This is a genomic window from Mobilicoccus caccae, assembly GCF_030161635.1.
Classification (GTDB): Bacteria; Actinomycetota; Actinomycetes; order Actinomycetales; family Dermatophilaceae; genus Mobilicoccus; species Mobilicoccus caccae.
In genome coordinates this window covers 2,417,707-2,433,803 of record NZ_BSUO01000001.1, presented here as the reverse complement: position 1 = coordinate 2,433,803, position 16,097 = coordinate 2,417,707, and the positions used below count along the sequence as shown (strand labels likewise).

The 16,097-nt window shown below is 71.2% G+C and carries 15 protein-coding genes and 1 pseudogene; 8 read left to right on the top strand and 8 right to left on the bottom strand.

Annotated elements, in window-relative coordinates; genetic code table 11:
* Nucleotides 1–24: 24 nt before the first annotated feature.
* Entirely contained in the window at nucleotides 25–357 is a 333-nt protein-coding gene (locus QQK49_RS11895; RefSeq protein ID WP_284304108.1) for a VapC50 family PIN domain-containing toxin, read from the bottom strand.
* A gap of 1 nt (nucleotide 358) precedes the next feature.
* Nucleotides 359–814 (bottom strand): helix-turn-helix domain-containing protein, encoded by a 456-nt coding sequence (locus tag QQK49_RS11890; RefSeq protein ID WP_284304107.1) that lies wholly within the window; start codon nucleotides 812–814, stop codon nucleotides 359–361.
* A 58-nt stretch (nucleotides 815–872) separates the two neighbouring features.
* Here QQK49_RS11890 and QQK49_RS11885 point away from each other — a divergent pair.
* Nucleotides 873–1,025, top strand: a pseudogene (locus QQK49_RS11885) (zinc finger domain-containing protein); the annotation flags it as partial.
* On the opposite strand, the gene QQK49_RS11880 reads toward QQK49_RS11885, so the two are convergent.
* Nucleotides 1,026–2,003 carry a Gfo/Idh/MocA family protein gene (locus QQK49_RS11880; protein ID WP_284304106.1) on the bottom strand — a complete coding sequence of 326 codons (978 nt, stop codon included), beginning with the start codon at nucleotides 2,001–2,003 and terminating at the stop codon, nucleotides 1,026–1,028.
* A 164-nt stretch (nucleotides 2,004–2,167) separates the two neighbouring features.
* Here QQK49_RS11880 and QQK49_RS11875 point away from each other — a divergent pair, with 164 nt between their 5' ends.
* Nucleotides 2,168–2,764, top strand: a complete 597-nt coding sequence (locus QQK49_RS11875) for a hypothetical protein (RefSeq protein ID WP_284304105.1) — start codon at nucleotides 2,168–2,170, stop codon at nucleotides 2,762–2,764.
* 45 nt (nucleotides 2,765–2,809) lie between these two features.
* On the opposite strand, the gene QQK49_RS11870 is transcribed toward QQK49_RS11875, so the two are convergent.
* The gene (locus QQK49_RS11870; RefSeq protein WP_284304104.1) at nucleotides 2,810–2,956 is read right to left on the bottom strand and encodes a type III secretion system chaperone family protein; all 147 of its coding nucleotides are present in this window, start codon (nucleotides 2,954–2,956) and stop codon (nucleotides 2,810–2,812) included.
* Nucleotides 2,953–4,032: an alpha-amylase family protein gene (locus QQK49_RS11865; RefSeq protein WP_284304103.1), complete on the bottom strand. Its 1,080-nt coding sequence runs from the start codon at nucleotides 4,030–4,032 to the stop codon at nucleotides 2,953–2,955. The genes QQK49_RS11870 and QQK49_RS11865 overlap by 4 nt, the downstream gene beginning before the upstream one ends.
* A 263-nt stretch (nucleotides 4,033–4,295) precedes the next feature.
* Here QQK49_RS11865 and QQK49_RS11860 point away from each other — a divergent pair, with 263 nt between their 5' ends.
* Nucleotides 4,296–4,589 (top strand): acylphosphatase, encoded by a 294-nt coding sequence (locus QQK49_RS11860; RefSeq protein WP_284304102.1) that lies wholly within the window; start codon nucleotides 4,296–4,298, stop codon nucleotides 4,587–4,589.
* A 2-nt stretch (nucleotides 4,590–4,591) separates the two neighbouring features.
* On the opposite strand, the gene QQK49_RS11855 is transcribed toward QQK49_RS11860, so the two are convergent.
* Complete coding sequence (locus QQK49_RS11855; protein WP_284304101.1) at nucleotides 4,592–5,455, bottom strand: SCO4651 family lipoprotein; 864 nt, start codon at nucleotides 5,453–5,455, stop codon at nucleotides 4,592–4,594.
* Nucleotides 5,456–5,709: 254 nt separating this feature from the next.
* Here QQK49_RS11855 and smc point away from each other — a divergent pair, with 254 nt between their 5' ends.
* The 5 genes from smc to QQK49_RS11830 all read left to right on the top strand — a co-directional run bounded on the left by smc (nucleotide 5,710) and on the right by QQK49_RS11830 (nucleotide 13,558).
* Nucleotides 5,710–9,528 carry a chromosome segregation protein SMC gene (gene smc, locus QQK49_RS11850; RefSeq protein WP_284304100.1) on the top strand — a complete coding sequence of 1,273 codons (3,819 nt, stop codon included), beginning with the start codon at nucleotides 5,710–5,712 and terminating at the stop codon, nucleotides 9,526–9,528.
* 9 nt (nucleotides 9,529–9,537) lie between these two features.
* Nucleotides 9,538–10,119 (top strand): isochorismatase family protein, encoded by a 582-nt coding sequence (locus QQK49_RS11845; protein WP_284304099.1) that lies wholly within the window; start codon nucleotides 9,538–9,540, stop codon nucleotides 10,117–10,119.
* Between the two features lie 313 nt (nucleotides 10,120–10,432).
* Nucleotides 10,433–10,708, top strand: a complete 276-nt coding sequence (locus QQK49_RS11840; RefSeq protein WP_284304098.1) for a hypothetical protein — start codon at nucleotides 10,433–10,435, stop codon at nucleotides 10,706–10,708.
* 58 nt (nucleotides 10,709–10,766) lie between these two features.
* A complete protein-coding gene (ftsY, locus tag QQK49_RS11835; protein WP_284304097.1) occupies nucleotides 10,767–11,948 on the top strand; it encodes a signal recognition particle-docking protein FtsY in 1,182 nt (393 codons plus the stop codon).
* 230 nt (nucleotides 11,949–12,178) lie between these two features.
* The gene (locus tag QQK49_RS11830; protein WP_284304096.1) at nucleotides 12,179–13,558 is read left to right on the top strand and encodes an ammonium transporter; all 1,380 of its coding nucleotides are present in this window, start codon (nucleotides 12,179–12,181) and stop codon (nucleotides 13,556–13,558) included.
* A 148-nt stretch (nucleotides 13,559–13,706) separates the two neighbouring features.
* On the opposite strand, the gene QQK49_RS11825 is transcribed toward QQK49_RS11830, so the two are convergent.
* Both QQK49_RS11825 and dsdA read right to left on the bottom strand, forming a co-directional pair.
* Nucleotides 13,707–15,062: a M14 family zinc carboxypeptidase gene (locus QQK49_RS11825; RefSeq protein ID WP_284304095.1), complete on the bottom strand. Its 1,356-nt coding sequence runs from the start codon at nucleotides 15,060–15,062 to the stop codon at nucleotides 13,707–13,709.
* A 161-nt stretch (nucleotides 15,063–15,223) separates the two neighbouring features.
* Complete coding sequence (gene dsdA / locus QQK49_RS11820) at nucleotides 15,224–16,060, bottom strand: D-serine ammonia-lyase (protein WP_284304094.1); 837 nt, start codon at nucleotides 16,058–16,060, stop codon at nucleotides 15,224–15,226.
* Nucleotides 16,061–16,097: the final 37 nt, after the last annotated feature.

Below are 16,097 nucleotides of genomic sequence, written 5' to 3'. Positions count from 1 at the left end.
ACCAAGCATGCGACGCACCAGCACTCACTGGCGGAGCGCGGCTGATGATTCCACCAGGCCGTCGCGTTCGAGCATGGCGAGGACGTCGGCGAACGACGCCGGCGGACGTTCGCGTGAGTCTGCGATGCGCTGGACGGCCGCGGAGTCGCGAACGGCCCGATTCATCAGCTTGCGGGTACGGGCCAGCCTCTGCGTGTCGAGGTCGGGCCGGTTCACGATCAGGTTGCGAAAGACCTCGTCGAGGATGTCGTCGGTCCACCTGGCGTGGACGAGTTCAGCCTGGCCGACGCGGATCAACAGGTCTCGGAGTGTGCTCGGGTAGAGCACGTTGGCGTCGTAGAGAACGACGAAGGCCACCTCAGAGCAGACCCATCTCTTGGTTCAGTCGAGTGAGTTCGTCGGCGGCCTCCCGACGTTCCTGCTCGTCCCGGGCCATGTAGGCCATCAGGGACTGGGCCTTGATCCGGCGGTGCTTGCCCACCTTGCGGTACTCGATGTCGCCGACGTCGAGCAGACCGATCAGGTAGGGCCGGCTGACGTTGAGCAGTTCGGCGGCCTGCTGGGTGGTGAGCTCGGCGTGGGCAGGCACGACCGAAACACCCTCTCCGGCTGCCATGTGCCCGAGCACGCGGGCGAGGAGCTCGACCGCGCCCCGAGGGACGACGAGGATCTCCTCGGGTTCGTCGGCGACGACGAGCCGCATGACGCTGTCGGTGTGGGTGGCGAGGTACTCCTTGACGTGCGGCAGCGCCTCGACGGCCGTGTTGATGTCGGACTCGTCAGGCTGGATGGCCGCGAGTGTCAGGGTTGTCATGGTGGCTCCTCTCTCACCACGATTATTCGCATTATTCGAAGCGAACGCAATAGAGCGACGGGGCTACTTCGAGCGGTCCCTCGCGGCCTACGGCCGGGCAGGCCAACCCTGCCGGCGGTGCGGCACACCGATCCGGCGCGAGATCTTCATGAACCGGAGTTCCTTCTCCTGCCCTCGCTGCCAGCCGCGGCCACGCGCCTCCCGCGTCTGATCAGGTGAAGGCCGGCTCGCCGGGGTAGCGCACGCCGAGCTCGGCCCGCGCCCGGGCGAGCACGTCGATCACGCCGATCGAGTCGGCGAGCGGCACATGCGGGCTCTCGAGCAGCCCGGCCTCCAGGCATCTCCCGACCTCCTCGACCTGGTCGACGTAGCGGCGTGAGGGCGCCCGCAGTTCCCGCGTGGTTCCGCCGGAGTGCACGCGGGCCAGGGTGGGCCCCTTGGCGAAGTGCGGGTCGACGTCGATCCAGCCGCGGGTGCCCGTGACGAGGGCGCGCCCGGGGCTGGGGGAGGTGAAGGTCGAGGTGAGCTGGGCGAAGCGGCCGTCGGCATACCCCCACTGCATGGCGGCCGTGAGATCCGACCCCTCGGGGGTGAGCCGCCCGGTGGCCTGCACGACGTCGGGAGCACCGAGGAAGGGCCAGGCGAACGCCGCGGCGTAGACCCCGAGGTCCATGAGTGCGCCGCCGCCGTTGTCGAGGTCGAAGAGGCGGTCGTTCGGGTCGTAGGAGGTGGAGACCCCGAAGTCGGCCTGGACCGAGACCACCTCCCCGATCTCACCGGAGCGGGCCAGGTCCATGACCTCGCGGATGAGGGGTTGATGCCGCAACCACATGGCCTCCATGGCGAACACCCCGGCGTCGCGGGCCGCGTCGGCGATGCGCTCGGCGGAGGCGGGATGCAGCGCCAGCGGCTTCTCGACGACGACGGCCTTGCCCGCCGCGATGGTCGCGAGGGCCTGCTCCTCGTGGAAGGGATGGGTGGTGGTGATGTGCACGACGTCGACCCGATCGTCGGACCACACGTCCTCATAGGTGCCGGCCGCCGCGCCGACATCGTCGGCGATGGCCCGGGCGCGATCGACGTCTCGCGCGCCGATGCGAACGACATCGTGCCCGTCGGCCTCGGCCACAGCCCCCACCACCTTCGGTGTGAAGCGTCCGGCTCCGATGAAACCCCAACCGATGCTCATGGGCGCCACCGTAGGCCCACCCACCGGCGACCGATCCGGCCGCCCCCGGGCGAAGTCGAGGAGACCGCGGTGCGTCGTTCACGTGTCGTTCACGTCGATGCACGCGTGCGGTCCACCAGCACGTTCACAGTGGAATTTCCATCGGAAGCGGGGGAGGGTCATTCGTGCGTTCGATGCTCCCCGTCGCCGGGATCGATCTCGGGCCCGTCGCCCGGACCCGCGCCGACTGCTTCGCCGACGACGTGGTGGCCGAGGCGAGATCCGTGGGCGTGGACCCCGGACTCCTCTTCGTCGACACCCACCGGATCATCACGGCCGCCGGCGACCTGCACGTCGTCGCGACGATCTCGGGGGCGGGCGCCCAGGAGTGGCAGCTGTGGCGCATGTGCTCGGCCGTGGTGCGTCGGCACGGCGCCCTCGCGTGCACCGTCGGACGTCACTCCGTGGGCGACGGTCACGCTCTCGTGGCCACCAGGGCGGCCATCGACGAACGGCTGCTGCGGATCGCGGGGCGCTGCGTCCACTTTCCCGGCGTCGAATCCCTCGTCGGCACGATGACCGTCGGCCAGATCGTCGAGGCCTCGGCCATCGAGCACGTCACCGAGATCGGTGCTCCGGCGTTGGACGTCACGGCCGAGATCCTCACCGGAGGGCACGTGCGTCCGCGCTGGGAGTTCGGCACCCTCACCCTGCACGTGCAGCACGAAGGGCAGAGGCTCTACCGCCCGTTCGAGGTGGCACCCGCCGCAGCGTCGCACTGACCGGGCTCATCGCCACGTCCGGCTCAGCCCATCACCACCCCTGGCTCACTGCGACCAGGTGAAGACCTCGTCCCCATCCACGCCGACCCGCACCGAGGGGGTGTTCTCGAGGTCGATCCGCACGTCGAGGCGGTGGTCCTCGCCCGTGACGCGGTAGTGGATCGTGGTGTTGGTCTTCTCCTCCACGCTCACCGCGCCGCGGGTGATCCAGGGTTGCGTCGCCGCACCGAGATCAGGGCCTGGTAGAGCCGATGCAGCCACCAGCCCTCGGGCGCGAGGTCGGCGGGGGAGTCGGGCAGCGCGGGACGCAGCGCGTCGTCGGTGGCGAACCCCTCGCCCTTGTCGCCGCGGAACCCCTGCTCGTCGCCGTAGTAGATGCTCGGCATGCCCGGCAGCGTGAGCAGGACGACGGCCGCGAGCGCGGCACCCTCGTCGCCCACGCGGGTGGCGATGCGGGTGACGTCGTGGTTGCCGACGAAGGTCTGCATCATCGTCTGCGTCGAGAACGCGTCGTGGCGTTCGAGGGCGGCGGCGAGCTCCCACATGTTGCGGTCGGCCAGTGAACTCCAGATCGCCTTCCACAGTTCGTACTGGGTGACCGAGTCCAGCGTGCCGGCGGCGGCGATCTCGGCGTAGTCGCCGTGGATCACCTCGCCGAGGAACATCGCGTCGGGAAACTCGGCGCGCACCCGGCCCAGCACCCTCGCCCAGAACTCGCTCGGCACGGCGTAGGCGACGTCGAGGCGCCAGCCGTCCGCTCCCCGGCGCAGCCAGTGCAGCATGATCGACTCCACGAGGTCGGCCACCCGCGGATCGGCGTGGTCGAGTTCGGCGAGGTCGCCATGGCCCTCCCAGTCCGCGGGGCGACCGTCGACGAGCCGGATCATCGAGCCTCCACCGTCGTCCGCCTCGCCCGAGCGCGCCTTCTCGACCAGCTCGTGGCCGGCGCCGACGTGGTTGAACACGCCGTCGAGCATGATCGCCAGCCCGCGTCCGTGGGCCTGCTCGACGAAGTCGTCCCAGTCCGCGTCGTCGCCCAGACGGGGGTCGAGCCGGAAGTGGTCCAGGGTGTCGTACCCGTGCGAGGTCGAGGCGAACACCGGCCCCAGCAGCACGCCGGAACACCCGAGTTCGACGGCGTGGTCGAGCCACGGCTCCAGGCGTGACAGGCGGTGTTTGACCTGGTCCGGGGCGTGATCGCGCAGCGGAGCGCCGGTGGCGCCGAGCGGGTAGACGTGCCACCAGATGGCGTGGTCGAGCAGGGACACGGGGGCCTCCTAGGGGTGGACGTGACGTCGGTGACTCCGGCCGGGAGCCGCGCCGGTGCAGGCGATCTCCCAGGACGGCCGATCATCGCGACGCCGGTTCGATGCTAGTTGTCGTGCACCCCGCCGGCGGTCAGGGCCGATCTCGGACAGGGCGTGACGTCGAGACAGGGGCGCGTGCGCCGCTGTCTCAGACCTCAGGTGCTGTTTCAGGTGGATCGCCGCCTTATCGTGGGGGCGGCCCCGACGCACCAGGAGTGGACAGCATGAGCAGCGACATCGCCCGCGCGACGGTCTTCGTGTCCGGATCCGTCCAAGGGGTGGGTTTCCGCTGGTGGACCCGCTCGCGGGCCCTCGAACTCGGCCTGGCCGGGTACGCCCGCAACCTCATCGACGGGCGTGTCGAGGTGTGTGCACAGGGACCCCGCGCCGACGTGCAGCGCCTGGAGGAACTCCTGCGGGAGTCCCCGAGCACGACCCGCCGCCCCGGACGGGTCACCTCGTGCACGACGCAGTGGGGCGAGCCTCGCGAGGGCCTGGACGGCTTCTCCGAGGCCTGAGGTCAGCTCGTCGGAGCCGCGGGCGTCGCCGGCGTCGACGGGCTCGCGGGTGCCGACGGCGCCGGTCCGGACAGGCCCGGCATCTGGGTGATGGAGGCCGCCGGGGGAGCGACGATGTCGACCTTCTCGCCGTACTTGTCGGTCGTCATCGTCATGGTGGTGCCCTGCAGCGACATCGTCATCTTGCGCATGCGGTTGGCGTCGTCGACCCACACGTCGTAGGGGATGGACTCGGGCGCAGCCGTGGCGCCGGCGGTCGGCGCGGCGGTGTTGAGCCCGCCCTGCAGCTTCTGCGGGTTCATCGTCACCGCGTAGCGCTGCAACTGCTCGCCGCCGGTGTCCTCAGGACCCTGGTAGACGACCTTCTCGACGGCCTGCTGCGTCAGCTTGAGGTTCTCGGCCGGGTTCATGAGTTTGCTGAGGTCCTGTCCACCCGCCTGGCTGAGCGCCTCGATCGGCATCTTGACGAACTTGCCGCCCTGGGCCACGCCGGGCATCTGCATGAAGACGGACTCGCCGTCCATGATCATGCGCATCTTGCCCGCGCCGCCGCCGGCCGACATCGTCATGTCCGCCTTGGGGCGGTTCTGGTCGGACAGGTCGCCGGTGCCGGTCATCGTCATCGTGTCGCCGGCGGTCTGCATGGTCATCGTCATGGCGTACGTCTTGGCCTCCAGCATCGCCTTCTGCGTCGTCTCGAAGAACGCCGCGGCATCGACCTCGTCACCCGGCTTGGGAGAGGCCCCGGGCTCCTGGGCGCCGGTCGTGGCGGCGGGGGCCGGCGGGGAGTCGCCCCCGTTCGCGGAACAGCCGACGAGGGCGAGTGGAACGGTGACGAGGACGGCTGCGAGGCGCTGACGAAGCATGGGCGACATCTCCTTGAATGGTGTGTCGTCTGTGGGTGCGGTCTGTGCAGTGGGCGTGGAGGGGGTGTCGCCGCCAGGTCGGCCCTGGCCGGAACCCGGGGCGGCGCGCGCACGACCCCCACGATACCCGCGCCCCCTGGGCTGGGCCTGATCGTCGCCGGTGCGCGGCGCCCCGGCGAGGTGCATCGGGGCGAGCGCGCCTGAGGCTAGGGTGTGCAGGTCCATCCGTCCCGCTCCGAGGAGTTCCGCGCGCCGTGTACGTCAAGAGCTTGACCCTCAAGGGCTTCAAGTCGTTCGCGTCGGCGACCCACCTCAAGCTCGAGCCCGGCATCACCTGCATCGTCGGGCCCAACGGGTCGGGCAAGTCGAACGTCGTCGACGCCCTGGCCTGGGTCATGGGCGAGCAGGGTGCCAAGAGCCTGCGCGGCGGAAAGATGGAGGACGTCATCTTCGCCGGTACCGCCGGCCGCGCGCCGCTCGGCCGCGCCGAGGTGACGATGACGATCGACAACGCCGACGGTGCGCTGCCGATCGACTACTCCGAGGTGACGATCAGCCGCACGATGTTCCGCAGCGGCGGCAGCGAGTACGCGATCAACGGCACCGGGTGCCGGCTGCTCGACATCCAGGAACTGCTGTCGGATTCCGGCATCGGCCGTGAGATGCACGTCATCGTCGGTCAGGGGCAGCTCGATGCCGTGCTGCGGGCCACGCCGGAGGAGCGCCGCGGGTTCATCGAGGAGGCCGCGGGGGTTCTCAAGCACCGCAAGCGCAAGGAACGCGCGCTGCGCAAGCTCGAGACGATGGAGGGCAACCTGCGCCGCGTGCAGGACCTGACCTCCGAGATCAGGCGCCAGCTCGGACCGCTCGGCCGGCAGGCGGAGACGGCGCGCCGGGCCGGGGTGATCCAGGCCGAGGCCCGTGACGCGCGCGCGCGCCTGCTCGCCGACGACCTCGTGCAGATGACCACCACCTTCGAGGCCGACATCGCCGATGAGGCCGCGCAGGTGGCCGCCCGGGAGGCGGCGGAGGAGAAACTGGCGCAGACCCGCGCGGCGTTGGCCGACGCCGAGTCGCGTGCGGAGTCCGTGGGCGCCGCGCACGCGATCGCTCAGGATCGGTGGTTCTCCCTGTCCTCGCTGCGCGACCGCATCGCCTCGACCGGGTCCCTCGCAGCCGAACGTGCGCGTCTGCTGTCGGAATCCGAGCCCGAGGACACCGGCCGCGGACGCGACCCCGAGGCGTTGCTCGAACAGGCCCGCGCCGCGCGCGCCGACGAGGCCGCCCTGTCGCAGGAGATCGACGCCGCCCGTGAGGCCCTGGCCGCGCGCCTCACCGAGCGAGAGGCCGCCGAACGCGCCTACGCCGAGGAGCAGGACCGTCTGAGCCGGCTGGCCCGCGCCGCGGCCGACCGGCGTGAGGGCCTGGCCAAGCTCGCGGGCAAGGTGGCGGCCGTCCGCAGCCGCATCGAGGCCGGCGAGGCCGAACTCGGACGACTCACGACCTCGGCCGAGCGCGCCCGCGCCGGCGCCGAGGAGGCCCAGCGGGAGTTCGCGCTGCTCGAGGCGGGGGTCGCCGACGAGGAGGAGGGCGAGGAGGGCCTCGACGCCGCCTACGAGGAGGCCGCCGAGGCCGTCGAACAGGCGCGCGCCGTCGTCGAGCGGGCCCAGGAGGCCGAGCGCACCGCCGAGACCGAACGGGCCCACGCCGTGGCCCGCAAGGAGGCCCTCACCCTGGGGTTGCGCCGCACCGACGGCGCCGAGGTCCTGCTCGACCGGGAGACCGCCGGGGTCATCGGGCGGATCGCGCAGGTCGTGTCCGTCGCCCCGGGCCGTGAGGCGGCGGTCGCGGCCGCGTTCGGCCGGGCCGCCGACGGTCTCGCCGTCGAGTCGTTGGCCGCCGGTGGTGCCGCCCTGCGCTCCCTGGAGGGCAGTGAGGCCGGAGCCGCGAGCCTGCTCGTCGCCGGTGCCGCCGCGCCCGCCGACCGGCGCGACCGGGGTGTCGCCGCCGACGTCTCGCCGGGCGCGGTCTGGGCCCTCGACGTCGTCTCGAGCGACGAGTCCCTCCGACCGGCCGTCGAACACCTCCTGGGCACGGTGTTGCTGGTCACCGACCTCGACGCGGCCCTCGCCGTGCACGCCACACACCCGCTGCTCACCGCGGTCACGCCGGGCGGTGACGTCGTCGCTCCCGGCCTCCTGCACGGCGGCGGGCAGGGACAGCCGAGCCTCATCGAGCTCGAGGCGGCCGTCGAAGAGGCCGAGGCCGCCGAACGCGACGCCGCCGCCCGCCGCGACCAGGCCCGGTTCACCCTCGCCTCCGGCCGCTCCAAGCTCGAGGCACTCGAGACCGCGGAAGAGGCGGCGCTGACCGACCTCCACGCCTCCGACGCCCGCCTCGCCGGGGTCGCCGAACAGCTCGGACGCCTCGCCTCGCAGGTGCGCAGCGCCAAGGCCGAGGCCGACCGCATCACCACCTCCGCCCAGGCGGTCGAGTCGGGCCTGGAGGACAACCGCGCCCAGCTCGCCGAACTCGAGCAGCGACACTCCGAGGCGCTCGCGACTTCCGGGGAGGACGACGCCGAACCCTCGACGGAGGAACGGGATCGCCTCGCCGAGAACGCCGCCGCGTCCCGTGCCGCCGAGACCGAGGCGCGGCTGCAGTTGCGCAGTCGTGAGGAGCGCGTGCGGTCCCTCTCGGGCCGCGCCGAGGGCCTGGAGAACGCGGCACGTCAGGAGCGTCAGGCGCGGGCGGCGGCCGAGGAACGACGGCGGCGCCGGCTGGCCCAGGTCGAGGTCGCCCACCAGGTCCGTGCCGGTGCGGAGCAGGCTGCCGCCAAGGTCACCGCCGCCCTTGAGATCGCCCTCGCGCGTCGTGACGAGGCGGCTGCCGCCAGGGCGGCGCTGGAGGGTGAACTCACCGACGCCCGCTCGGCGGTCGACGCCCTCACCGGCCGGGTCAGGGACCTCACCGATTCGGTCCACCGCGACGAGATCGCCCGCGCCGAACAACGTCTGCGCATCGACGCCCTCCGGACCCGCGCGGTCGAGGAGCTCGGCATCGCCCCCGACGTCCTCGTCGAGGAGTTCGGCCCGCACCGCCTCATCCCCGAGATCACGCCGGAATCGGTGACCAGGCGCATGGAGCAGGAGGCCGCCGCGCGCCGCGCCGCCCGAGAGGCGGCGGAAGCAGCGGAGGCGGCCGAGGCAGCGGAACGCGAGCGGTCGGGAACCAGCGCGGCCGAGATGTCCGAGCGTTCCGGGCAGAGCGCCCGCGTCGACGACGGCTCGGCGCCCGCCGAGGGCGAGACCGACGATCCCGAGACCACGGACGCCGAGACCACGGACGCGACCGCCACAGCCCCGCTGTCGCTGCCGCCCCTGACGTCGGTGGCCGACGACGAGGGCAGCCCGTTCGTCCGCGAGGAGCAGGAGAAGCGCCTGCGCCGCGCCGAGCGCGACCTGGCCCGTCTCGGCCGGGTCAACCCCCTCGCGCTCGAGGAGTTCGCCGCGCTCGAAGAGCGGCACACGTTCCTCACCGAGCAGACCGAGGACCTCAAGAAGAGCCGCGACGACCTGCTCGACATCGTCAAGGAGGTCGACGCCCGCGTGGAGCAGGCCTTCGCCGAGGCGTTCGCCGACACCGCGGCCCAGTTCGAAGGCGTGTTCTCACGGCTGTTCCCCGGCGGCGAAGGGCGCCTGACCCTCACCGAACCCGACAACATGCTCACCACCGGCATCGAGGTCGAGGCCCGACCGCCCGGCAAGAAGATCAAACGCCTCTCACTGCTCTCCGGCGGGGAACGATCGCTGACCGCCGTCGCGCTGCTTGTCTCGATCTTCAAGGCCCGGCCGAGCCCGTTCTACATCATGGACGAGGTCGAGGCTGCGCTCGACGACACCAACCTCGGCCGGTTGCTCACCCTCTTCGAGGAATTGCGAGATTCCAGCCAACTCATCGTCATCACGCACCAGAAGCGGACGATGGAAGTGGCAGACGCGTTGTACGGGGTCACCATGCGGGGCGACGGAATCACCACCGTCGTGTCCCAACGGGTGTCCCAACCCGCCTGAGGAGGCCCCATGCCCGCCGACCACAGCCTGCGCCTGGTCGCCGAGACGTCCGTCGTCGTGTTCGTCGACCTCCAGGAACGGCTGATGCCGGTCATCCACGACGACGCCGCCGTCCGGCAACGTGCACGACTGCTCGGCTACGGCGCCCAACAGAGCTCCGTGCCCATCGTGGGCACCGCCCAGAACCCCGAGAAGCTCGGTCCGCTGGTGGACGCCTTCCCCGAGATGTGCGCGCAGGTCCTGCCGAAGATGCACTTCGGCGCCTGCGAAGACGGCCTCCTCGACATGCTCGACGATGTCGCCCCCCACGCCGACCAGATCGTCCTCGCCGGCTGCGAAACCCACGTCTGCCTCCTCCAGACCGCGCTCGGCGTCGTCGAATCCGGCCGCCAGGCCTGGATCGTCGCCGACGCCTGCGGCTCCCGCGACCCCCGCGACCACCACGCCGCCCTCGCCCGCCTCAAGCACTCCGGTGCCCGGGTCGTCACCGCCGAGATGGCCATCTTCGAATGGCTCGACACCTGCGAACACCCCAACTTCCGCGCCATGTCGCGTCAGATCAAGGAGCCGCGGTTCCCGAGCGAGGAGTAGACGCTCTCGGCTCGCCCCGCCCCGCCCCCGTCGTGATCAGCTCGCTGTCGTGATCACTTCGCTGCGACCGGGTCGGTCACCTCGAGGCCCAGATGCCCGGCGACCTTCTTCATGGTGGTGTCGTGGGTGGCCACCGTGCCCGTTTCTCCGACGAGCAGAGCCGGCCCGCAGTGGGGGACTCGCCCGCGTGAGCTGGGGTGTTGTCGAATTCCCGTGTGGCGACGTCGGTTTGGGGGAGGATCGTGACTACTCCGTGACCTGATTCCTCGCTGCGGAGGCGCAGGATCGTGCGCTCCCTGCCGACAGGGAGGGCATGGACGTCGTGCTCCTCTCCATCGCGATGGTCACCGTGGTCGGTGCGGTCTTCGCCGTTGCCGTCATCATCCCCGCGCGCCGACGAGGCGCGAGTCTGGTGAACCGGCAGACCGTTCGCCTCCTCATGGGCCACCGGCCGCCGCGCAAGGCGCGTCGCCGCCGCAACAACGTGTTCACCGCCCGCAACCGACAGCGGCCCGTGGACCTCACGCCGCTGCTCTCGCAAGGCGTCGACAGCACCCGGCGGCGCGGTCCGCTGACACGCGCGTCCTGACCTGCGGCGCTCGCCCGGCGCCCGACCCCAGCCCCGCGCGTCTGCAAGACTGGCGACCGTGGAGTGGATCTTGCAAGACCTCTGGGTCGTCATCAGCGTCGTCGCGGTCCTGTTCGTCGCCGGTGTCGGCGCCATCATCGGCCTCGTGCGCGGTGGGAACCGCCGCCGCACCCTCGACAGGGGCACCCGCCCCGACCTCCGCGGCGGAGGCGGCTCGCACACCGCCGACGGTGGGGTCGCCACCGAAACCCGGCCCGGCGACAGCGATGTCGACCTCCTGCCCGAGGCGGCGCCGCCCGGGCTCGAGACCCCCGAATCCACCCGCAGCCGGCTGCAACGCCTGCGCACCCGCCTCGCGCGCTCCGACTCCGCCCTCAGCCGTGGCCTGCTCGCCCTCCTCGCGGGCGGGCAACTCGACGAGGACACCTGGGACGACGTCGAGAGCACGCTGCTCGCGGCCGACCTCGGTGTCGAGGCCAGCTCCGAACTCGTCGCCTCGCTCAAGGAGCGGGTCGCCGCCGAAGGCGTGCGCGACGAGGCCACGATGCGCGGCTGGCTCAAGGAGGACCTGCACACCCAGCTCCAGCCCCAGCTCGACCGCCGCATCGCCTCGACCCGCGTCGACGGACGTCCGGCGGTCATCATGGTCGTCGGCGTCAACGGCACCGGCAAGACGACGACCGTCGGCAAGCTCGCGCGCGTCCTCGTCGCCGAGGATCGCGACGTGCTCCTCGGCGCGGCCGACACCTTCCGCGCCGCGGCCGCGGATCAGCTCGAGACGTGGGGAGCCCGCGTCGGCGTGCCGACGGTGCGCTCCGACAAGGACGGCGCCGATCCAGCGTCCGTCGCGTTCGAGGCGGTCCGGGAGGGGATCGAGGCCGAGGCCGACGTCGTCATCCTCGACACCGCCGGTCGCCTGCACAACAAGGCCGACCTCATGAACGAGCTGGCCAAGGTCAAGCGCGTCGTGGAGAAGCAGAGCCCCATCGACGAGGTGCTGCTCGTCCTCGACGCCACCACCGGCCAGAACGGCATGCGTCAGGCGCAGGTGTTCTCCGACATCGTCGACATCACCGGCATCGTGCTCACCAAGCTCGACGGCACAGCCAAGGGCGGCATCGTCGTCGCCGTCCAGAAGGCCCTCGGCGTGCCGGTCAAGCTCGTCGGCCTCGGCGAAGGCCCCGACGACCTGGCGCCGTTCGACCCCCGCAGCTTCGCCGACGCGCTGCTCGGAGACTGACCGACCCCGCGGCACCGCGCGCATCACCGCAGCGATGAAGGCAGGGTCGGTGTCGCCCGGGCAGCACCGATCCTGCCTTCATCCATGCAGTCATGACCGGAGGGCCGACGCCCTCGACCCGCGCCGCCCGCGCCTCCCGAAACAGCGTCGAAACATGAGGCGCGGACTTTTGACGCGGTCGTAACATCGCGGGCCCGGTGACGAAACACGATTCCCTCATCCTCGTCGACATGAACATCGACAGCGGCGACACGGCCTGGGTCCTCGTCAGCGCAGCCCTCGTGATGCTGATGACCCCTGGTCTGGCCCTCTTCTACGGCGGAATGGTGCGCGCCAAGAGCGTGCTCAACATGATGATGATGAGCATCGGCACGATGGGGACGGTGGGCGTCCTCTGGGTGCTCGTCGGATACAGCCAGGCCTTCGGCGATTCCCTCGGCGGGTTCATGGGAGACCCGACCGAGTTCGCAGGGCTCTCCCAGTTGCTCTCCCCGGACGCGGTGTCCGGATCCACCCCGGCGTTGGCCTTCGTGGCCTTCCAGGCGATGTTCGCGATCATCGCGACCGCGCTGGTGAGTGGCGCCATCGCCGACCGGGCCAAGTTCTCGACGTGGCTGGTGTTCACGGCGATCTGGTCGGTGGTCGTGTACTTCCCGATCGCGCACTGGGTCTTCGCCTTCGACGCGACGGACGCCGCCGGCAACGTCGTCTCCCACGGTGGATGGATCGCCAACGCCATCGAGGCGATCGACTTCGCGGGCGGTACCGCCATCCACATCAACGCCGGCGCCGCGGCGCTCGCGCTCGTCCTCGTCCTCGGCAACCGGCAGGGCTTCGGCAACGAGCCCATGCGTCCGCACAACCTCACGCTCGTCATGCTGGGCGCCGGTCTGCTGTGGTTCGGCTGGTTCGGGTTCAACGGCGGCTCGGCCCTGGCCGCCGGTGAGGTGGCCTCGGTCGCCTTCGTCAACACCCTGGCGGCCCCGGCAGCCGCGATCCTCGGCTGGCTGCTCGTGGAACGTCTGCGCGACGGACACTTCACGAGCCTCGGCGCCGCCTCGGGCATCGTCGCGGGACTCGTCGGCATCACCCCCGGCGCGAACGCCGTCACCCCGATGGGCGCCCTGGCCATCGGCCTCGTCAGCGGCATGGCCTGCGCGGCGGCCGTCGGACTCAAGGAGCGCTTCGGCTACGACGACAGCCTCGACGTCGTCGGCGTGCACCTCGTCGGTGGTCTGGTCGGAACCCTGCTCATCGGGTTCCTGGCCTCCTCGCAGGCCCCGGCCGGTGTCGACGGACTCTTCTACGGCGGCGGCGCCGACCAGCTCTGGCGTCAGGCCGTGGGCGCGTTCGCGGTGCTCTTCGTCTCCTTCGTGGTCACCTACCTCATCGGGCTCGCCCTGGAGAAGACGATCGGGTTCCGTGTCGACCCGGACGCCGAGCTCTCCGGCATCGACGCCGCCCTGCACTCCGAGAGCGCGTACGAGATCCTCGCCGACGGCAGCATCCGCCGCACCGATCGGGGAGACCTCGGCGACGAGCAGGTCTTCGCCCCCTCCGAGCGCGGCAGCGGCATGGTCCACGAGCAGGAACCCTTCACGCAGCCCTGATCCCGCCGGTCCGCCCCGGGCCCACCCTTCCCGGCCCGGGGCGCATCGGTCTCGAACGCGTCGCCCCACCCCGACGCGGGACAGCCCGCCCCGATGACTCGGGGCGGGCTGTCTGTCGTCGTCGCGGTACCGGCACCGGCCGGGGCGGTCAGGACCCGGGGCACTTCGCGACCGGCTCGGCGGTCGTGATGCGGAACTCCGAGCGCTCGTCGAACAGCAGGGGGATGAGGCCGCGAGCGGGCTGACCCATCGGCACCCAGGCGCCGTCGGCCGTCTTCGTGGTCTTCACGCCGTGCAGCGCGAGGACCTCGCCGAACTCACTCGCCTGCGCCGCGCTCAAGGAGTACCCGCACATCGGGTTCGCCTCGACCTGTTCGGGTTTCGTGGGCAGCATGTCGTCCTGCCCGGCGAAGTAGACGATGCCCTTGCGAGCCGCCCCCATCTGCGTCGCGCGCTCGGCGGCCTGCGTGGTCGTCTGCGCGATGTCCCGACGCTCGGACTCGATCAGCTCGGCGTTACCGACGACGGCGGCGTACTGCACCGCCACGCGGTTGCGGTTGAGGAGCGCGGGGTCGTCCTTCTCGGCCTGGGTGACGGGCTCGTTGGCAGCCTCGGTCAACATGCCCACGACGTGCCGCAGACCGGTGTAGTTGCGCAGGATCCGCGCCTGGTCGTCGCCGGCGACCTGACGGTACGGCTTGCCGTCGCGCACCAGCTGTCCGTAGCGACCGTGGCTGAGGCCGGCCGAGTCGAGCCGGGGCTCCACATAGTCCTCGACCATAGTCTTGGCCAGGGCGTGGACGCCCGCGTCGACGTTGCGGTTGCGCGGCCACAACGTCAGGGCCTGCGTGTCGTAGTCAGCGCGCGGACCGTACTCGTGCAGGTCGTTGAGGACGTCGGGCTTGCGCTCGGAGATCAGCTTGGCGAGCACCCGCGCCTCCGGCGTCGCGAGCTTGAGGAAGTCGCGGTTGATGTCCGTGCCCGCCGCATTGCCGCGGGTGTTCGCCACCCAGCCGTCGGGGTTGATGCCGGTCATGACCACGGTGGTCGAGCGGAGGAAGCGCGAGATGCGCGGGTCGGTGGACGTGGCCAGATCGCGGGCGAGGATCATGCAGGCCTCTCGGCCGGAGGGCTCGTCGCCGTGGATGCTGCAGTTGAGCATGAACACCGACCCCTGGGCCTGCGTCCGCACCGACGGGGGAGTCGGGTGGCCGATGGTGATCGCGTGGATCGGCCGTCCCAGACCGGAGCTGCCGACGCGGTCGACCTCGACGCGGTCCGAGGCGGCGTCGAGCCCGGACCAGAAGTCGAGCCACTGCTCGAAGGAGGTCCAGCGGGCTCCGTTGCTCTTCTCGAACGGGGTCCGCAGCGGCGAATCGGTGGCCTTGAGGGCGGTGCGCAGGTCGTCGGACTCGGACGCCTGGGCGGATGGTGCCGGCGCGGCGATGGCACCGGCGATCGCCATTCCGGCGACGACGGTGAGCAGGGGGATGCGGCGGGTCATGAGCACTCCTTGGTCCTGGATGGATCCCGGTGACGCAGGGTGCTCCTCTTCCTACCGCCCGCTCCCAGCAGGACACAAGGTTCTCTTCCCTTGACATTCAGGAAGATTCAGGTGATCGGCGGCAGCCGGATGCAGACGGTGGTGAGTGTGGGCGGCATCCCTCACGCGTCGAGGTACCCGGCCATCTCGGCGGGAGGCACCATCGATCCTCCGGTCGCCCAGGCCAGGTGGTGCGCGCCGGGTGGGAGGTCCACCCCGGCCTCGAGCAGCGTCAACGGGCCGGCCACCCCCGCCAGGGCCGAGGGCTCGAGTCGGATGCTCTCCACGTGGTCGAGCAACTGCAGCAGGCGGAACAGCTCCTCGTCGCGCACGGTGTACGCGCCGGCCACGAGATGACGGGTCGCCGACCACGCCAGCTCAGAGGCCCGGCCGACGGCGAGTCCGTCCGCGGCGGTGCGTCCGTCGAGTCCGACGTCGGCGATGCTGATCCGGTCGCCCCGGCCGGTGGCGAGGGCCAGCAGCATGCAGCACGCGTGGGTGGGTTCGGCGTACCAGGTGTGCACGTGCCGGGCGCGCTCGCCGAACGCCAGGTGGATGCCGTAGGCGATGCCGCCGGGCCCGCCACCGACACCGCACGGCAGGTGCACGTGGAGAGGGTGGTCCTCGTCGGGCTCGATCCCCGCGTGGGCGAGCTGGTCGACCAGGCGCAGGCCGGCCACGGCGTAGCCGAGGAACAGATCGCGGGAGTTCTCGTCGTCGACGAAATGGGTGTCGGGATCGTCGGCGGCCTGCGCGCGACCGGTCTCGACGGCGAGGCCGTAATCGCCCTCGTACTCGATCACCTCGGCGTCCATGCTGCGCAACATGTCCTTCTTCCACGGCCGGGCGTCGGCGGACATGTGGATCGTGGCGCGGAACCCCAGGGTCCGCGCCATGATGCCGATCGACAGCCCCAGGTTGCCGGTCGAGCCGACCGCGATGATGTGCTGCGAGAGCACCTCGCGGAGTCGGGGGAGCCGAAGTCGCGGTAGTCGA

Excerpts from the sequence above, each read along its gene's own strand:
- QQK49_RS11840 (WP_284304098.1), top strand. The coding sequence starts at position 10,433 with ATGGACGTCGTGCTCCTCTCCATCGCGATGGTCACCGTGGTCGGTGCG.
- QQK49_RS11830 (WP_284304096.1), top strand. The coding sequence starts at position 12,179 with ATGAACATCGACAGCGGCGACACGGCCTGGGTCCTCGTCAGCGCAGCC.
- QQK49_RS11890 (WP_284304107.1), bottom strand. The coding sequence starts at position 814 with ATGACAACCCTGACACTCGCGGCCATCCAGCCTGACGAGTCCGACATC.
- QQK49_RS11860 (WP_284304102.1), top strand. The coding sequence starts at position 4,296 with ATGAGCAGCGACATCGCCCGCGCGACGGTCTTCGTGTCCGGATCCGTC.
- QQK49_RS11845 (WP_284304099.1), top strand. The coding sequence starts at position 9,538 with ATGCCCGCCGACCACAGCCTGCGCCTGGTCGCCGAGACGTCCGTCGTC.
- QQK49_RS11880 (WP_284304106.1), bottom strand. The coding sequence starts at position 2,003 with ATGAGCATCGGTTGGGGTTTCATCGGAGCCGGACGCTTCACACCGAAG.
- QQK49_RS11825 (WP_284304095.1), bottom strand. The coding sequence starts at position 15,062 with ATGACCCGCCGCATCCCCCTGCTCACCGTCGTCGCCGGAATGGCGATC.
- QQK49_RS11855 (WP_284304101.1), bottom strand. The coding sequence starts at position 5,455 with ATGCTTCGTCAGCGCCTCGCAGCCGTCCTCGTCACCGTTCCACTCGCC.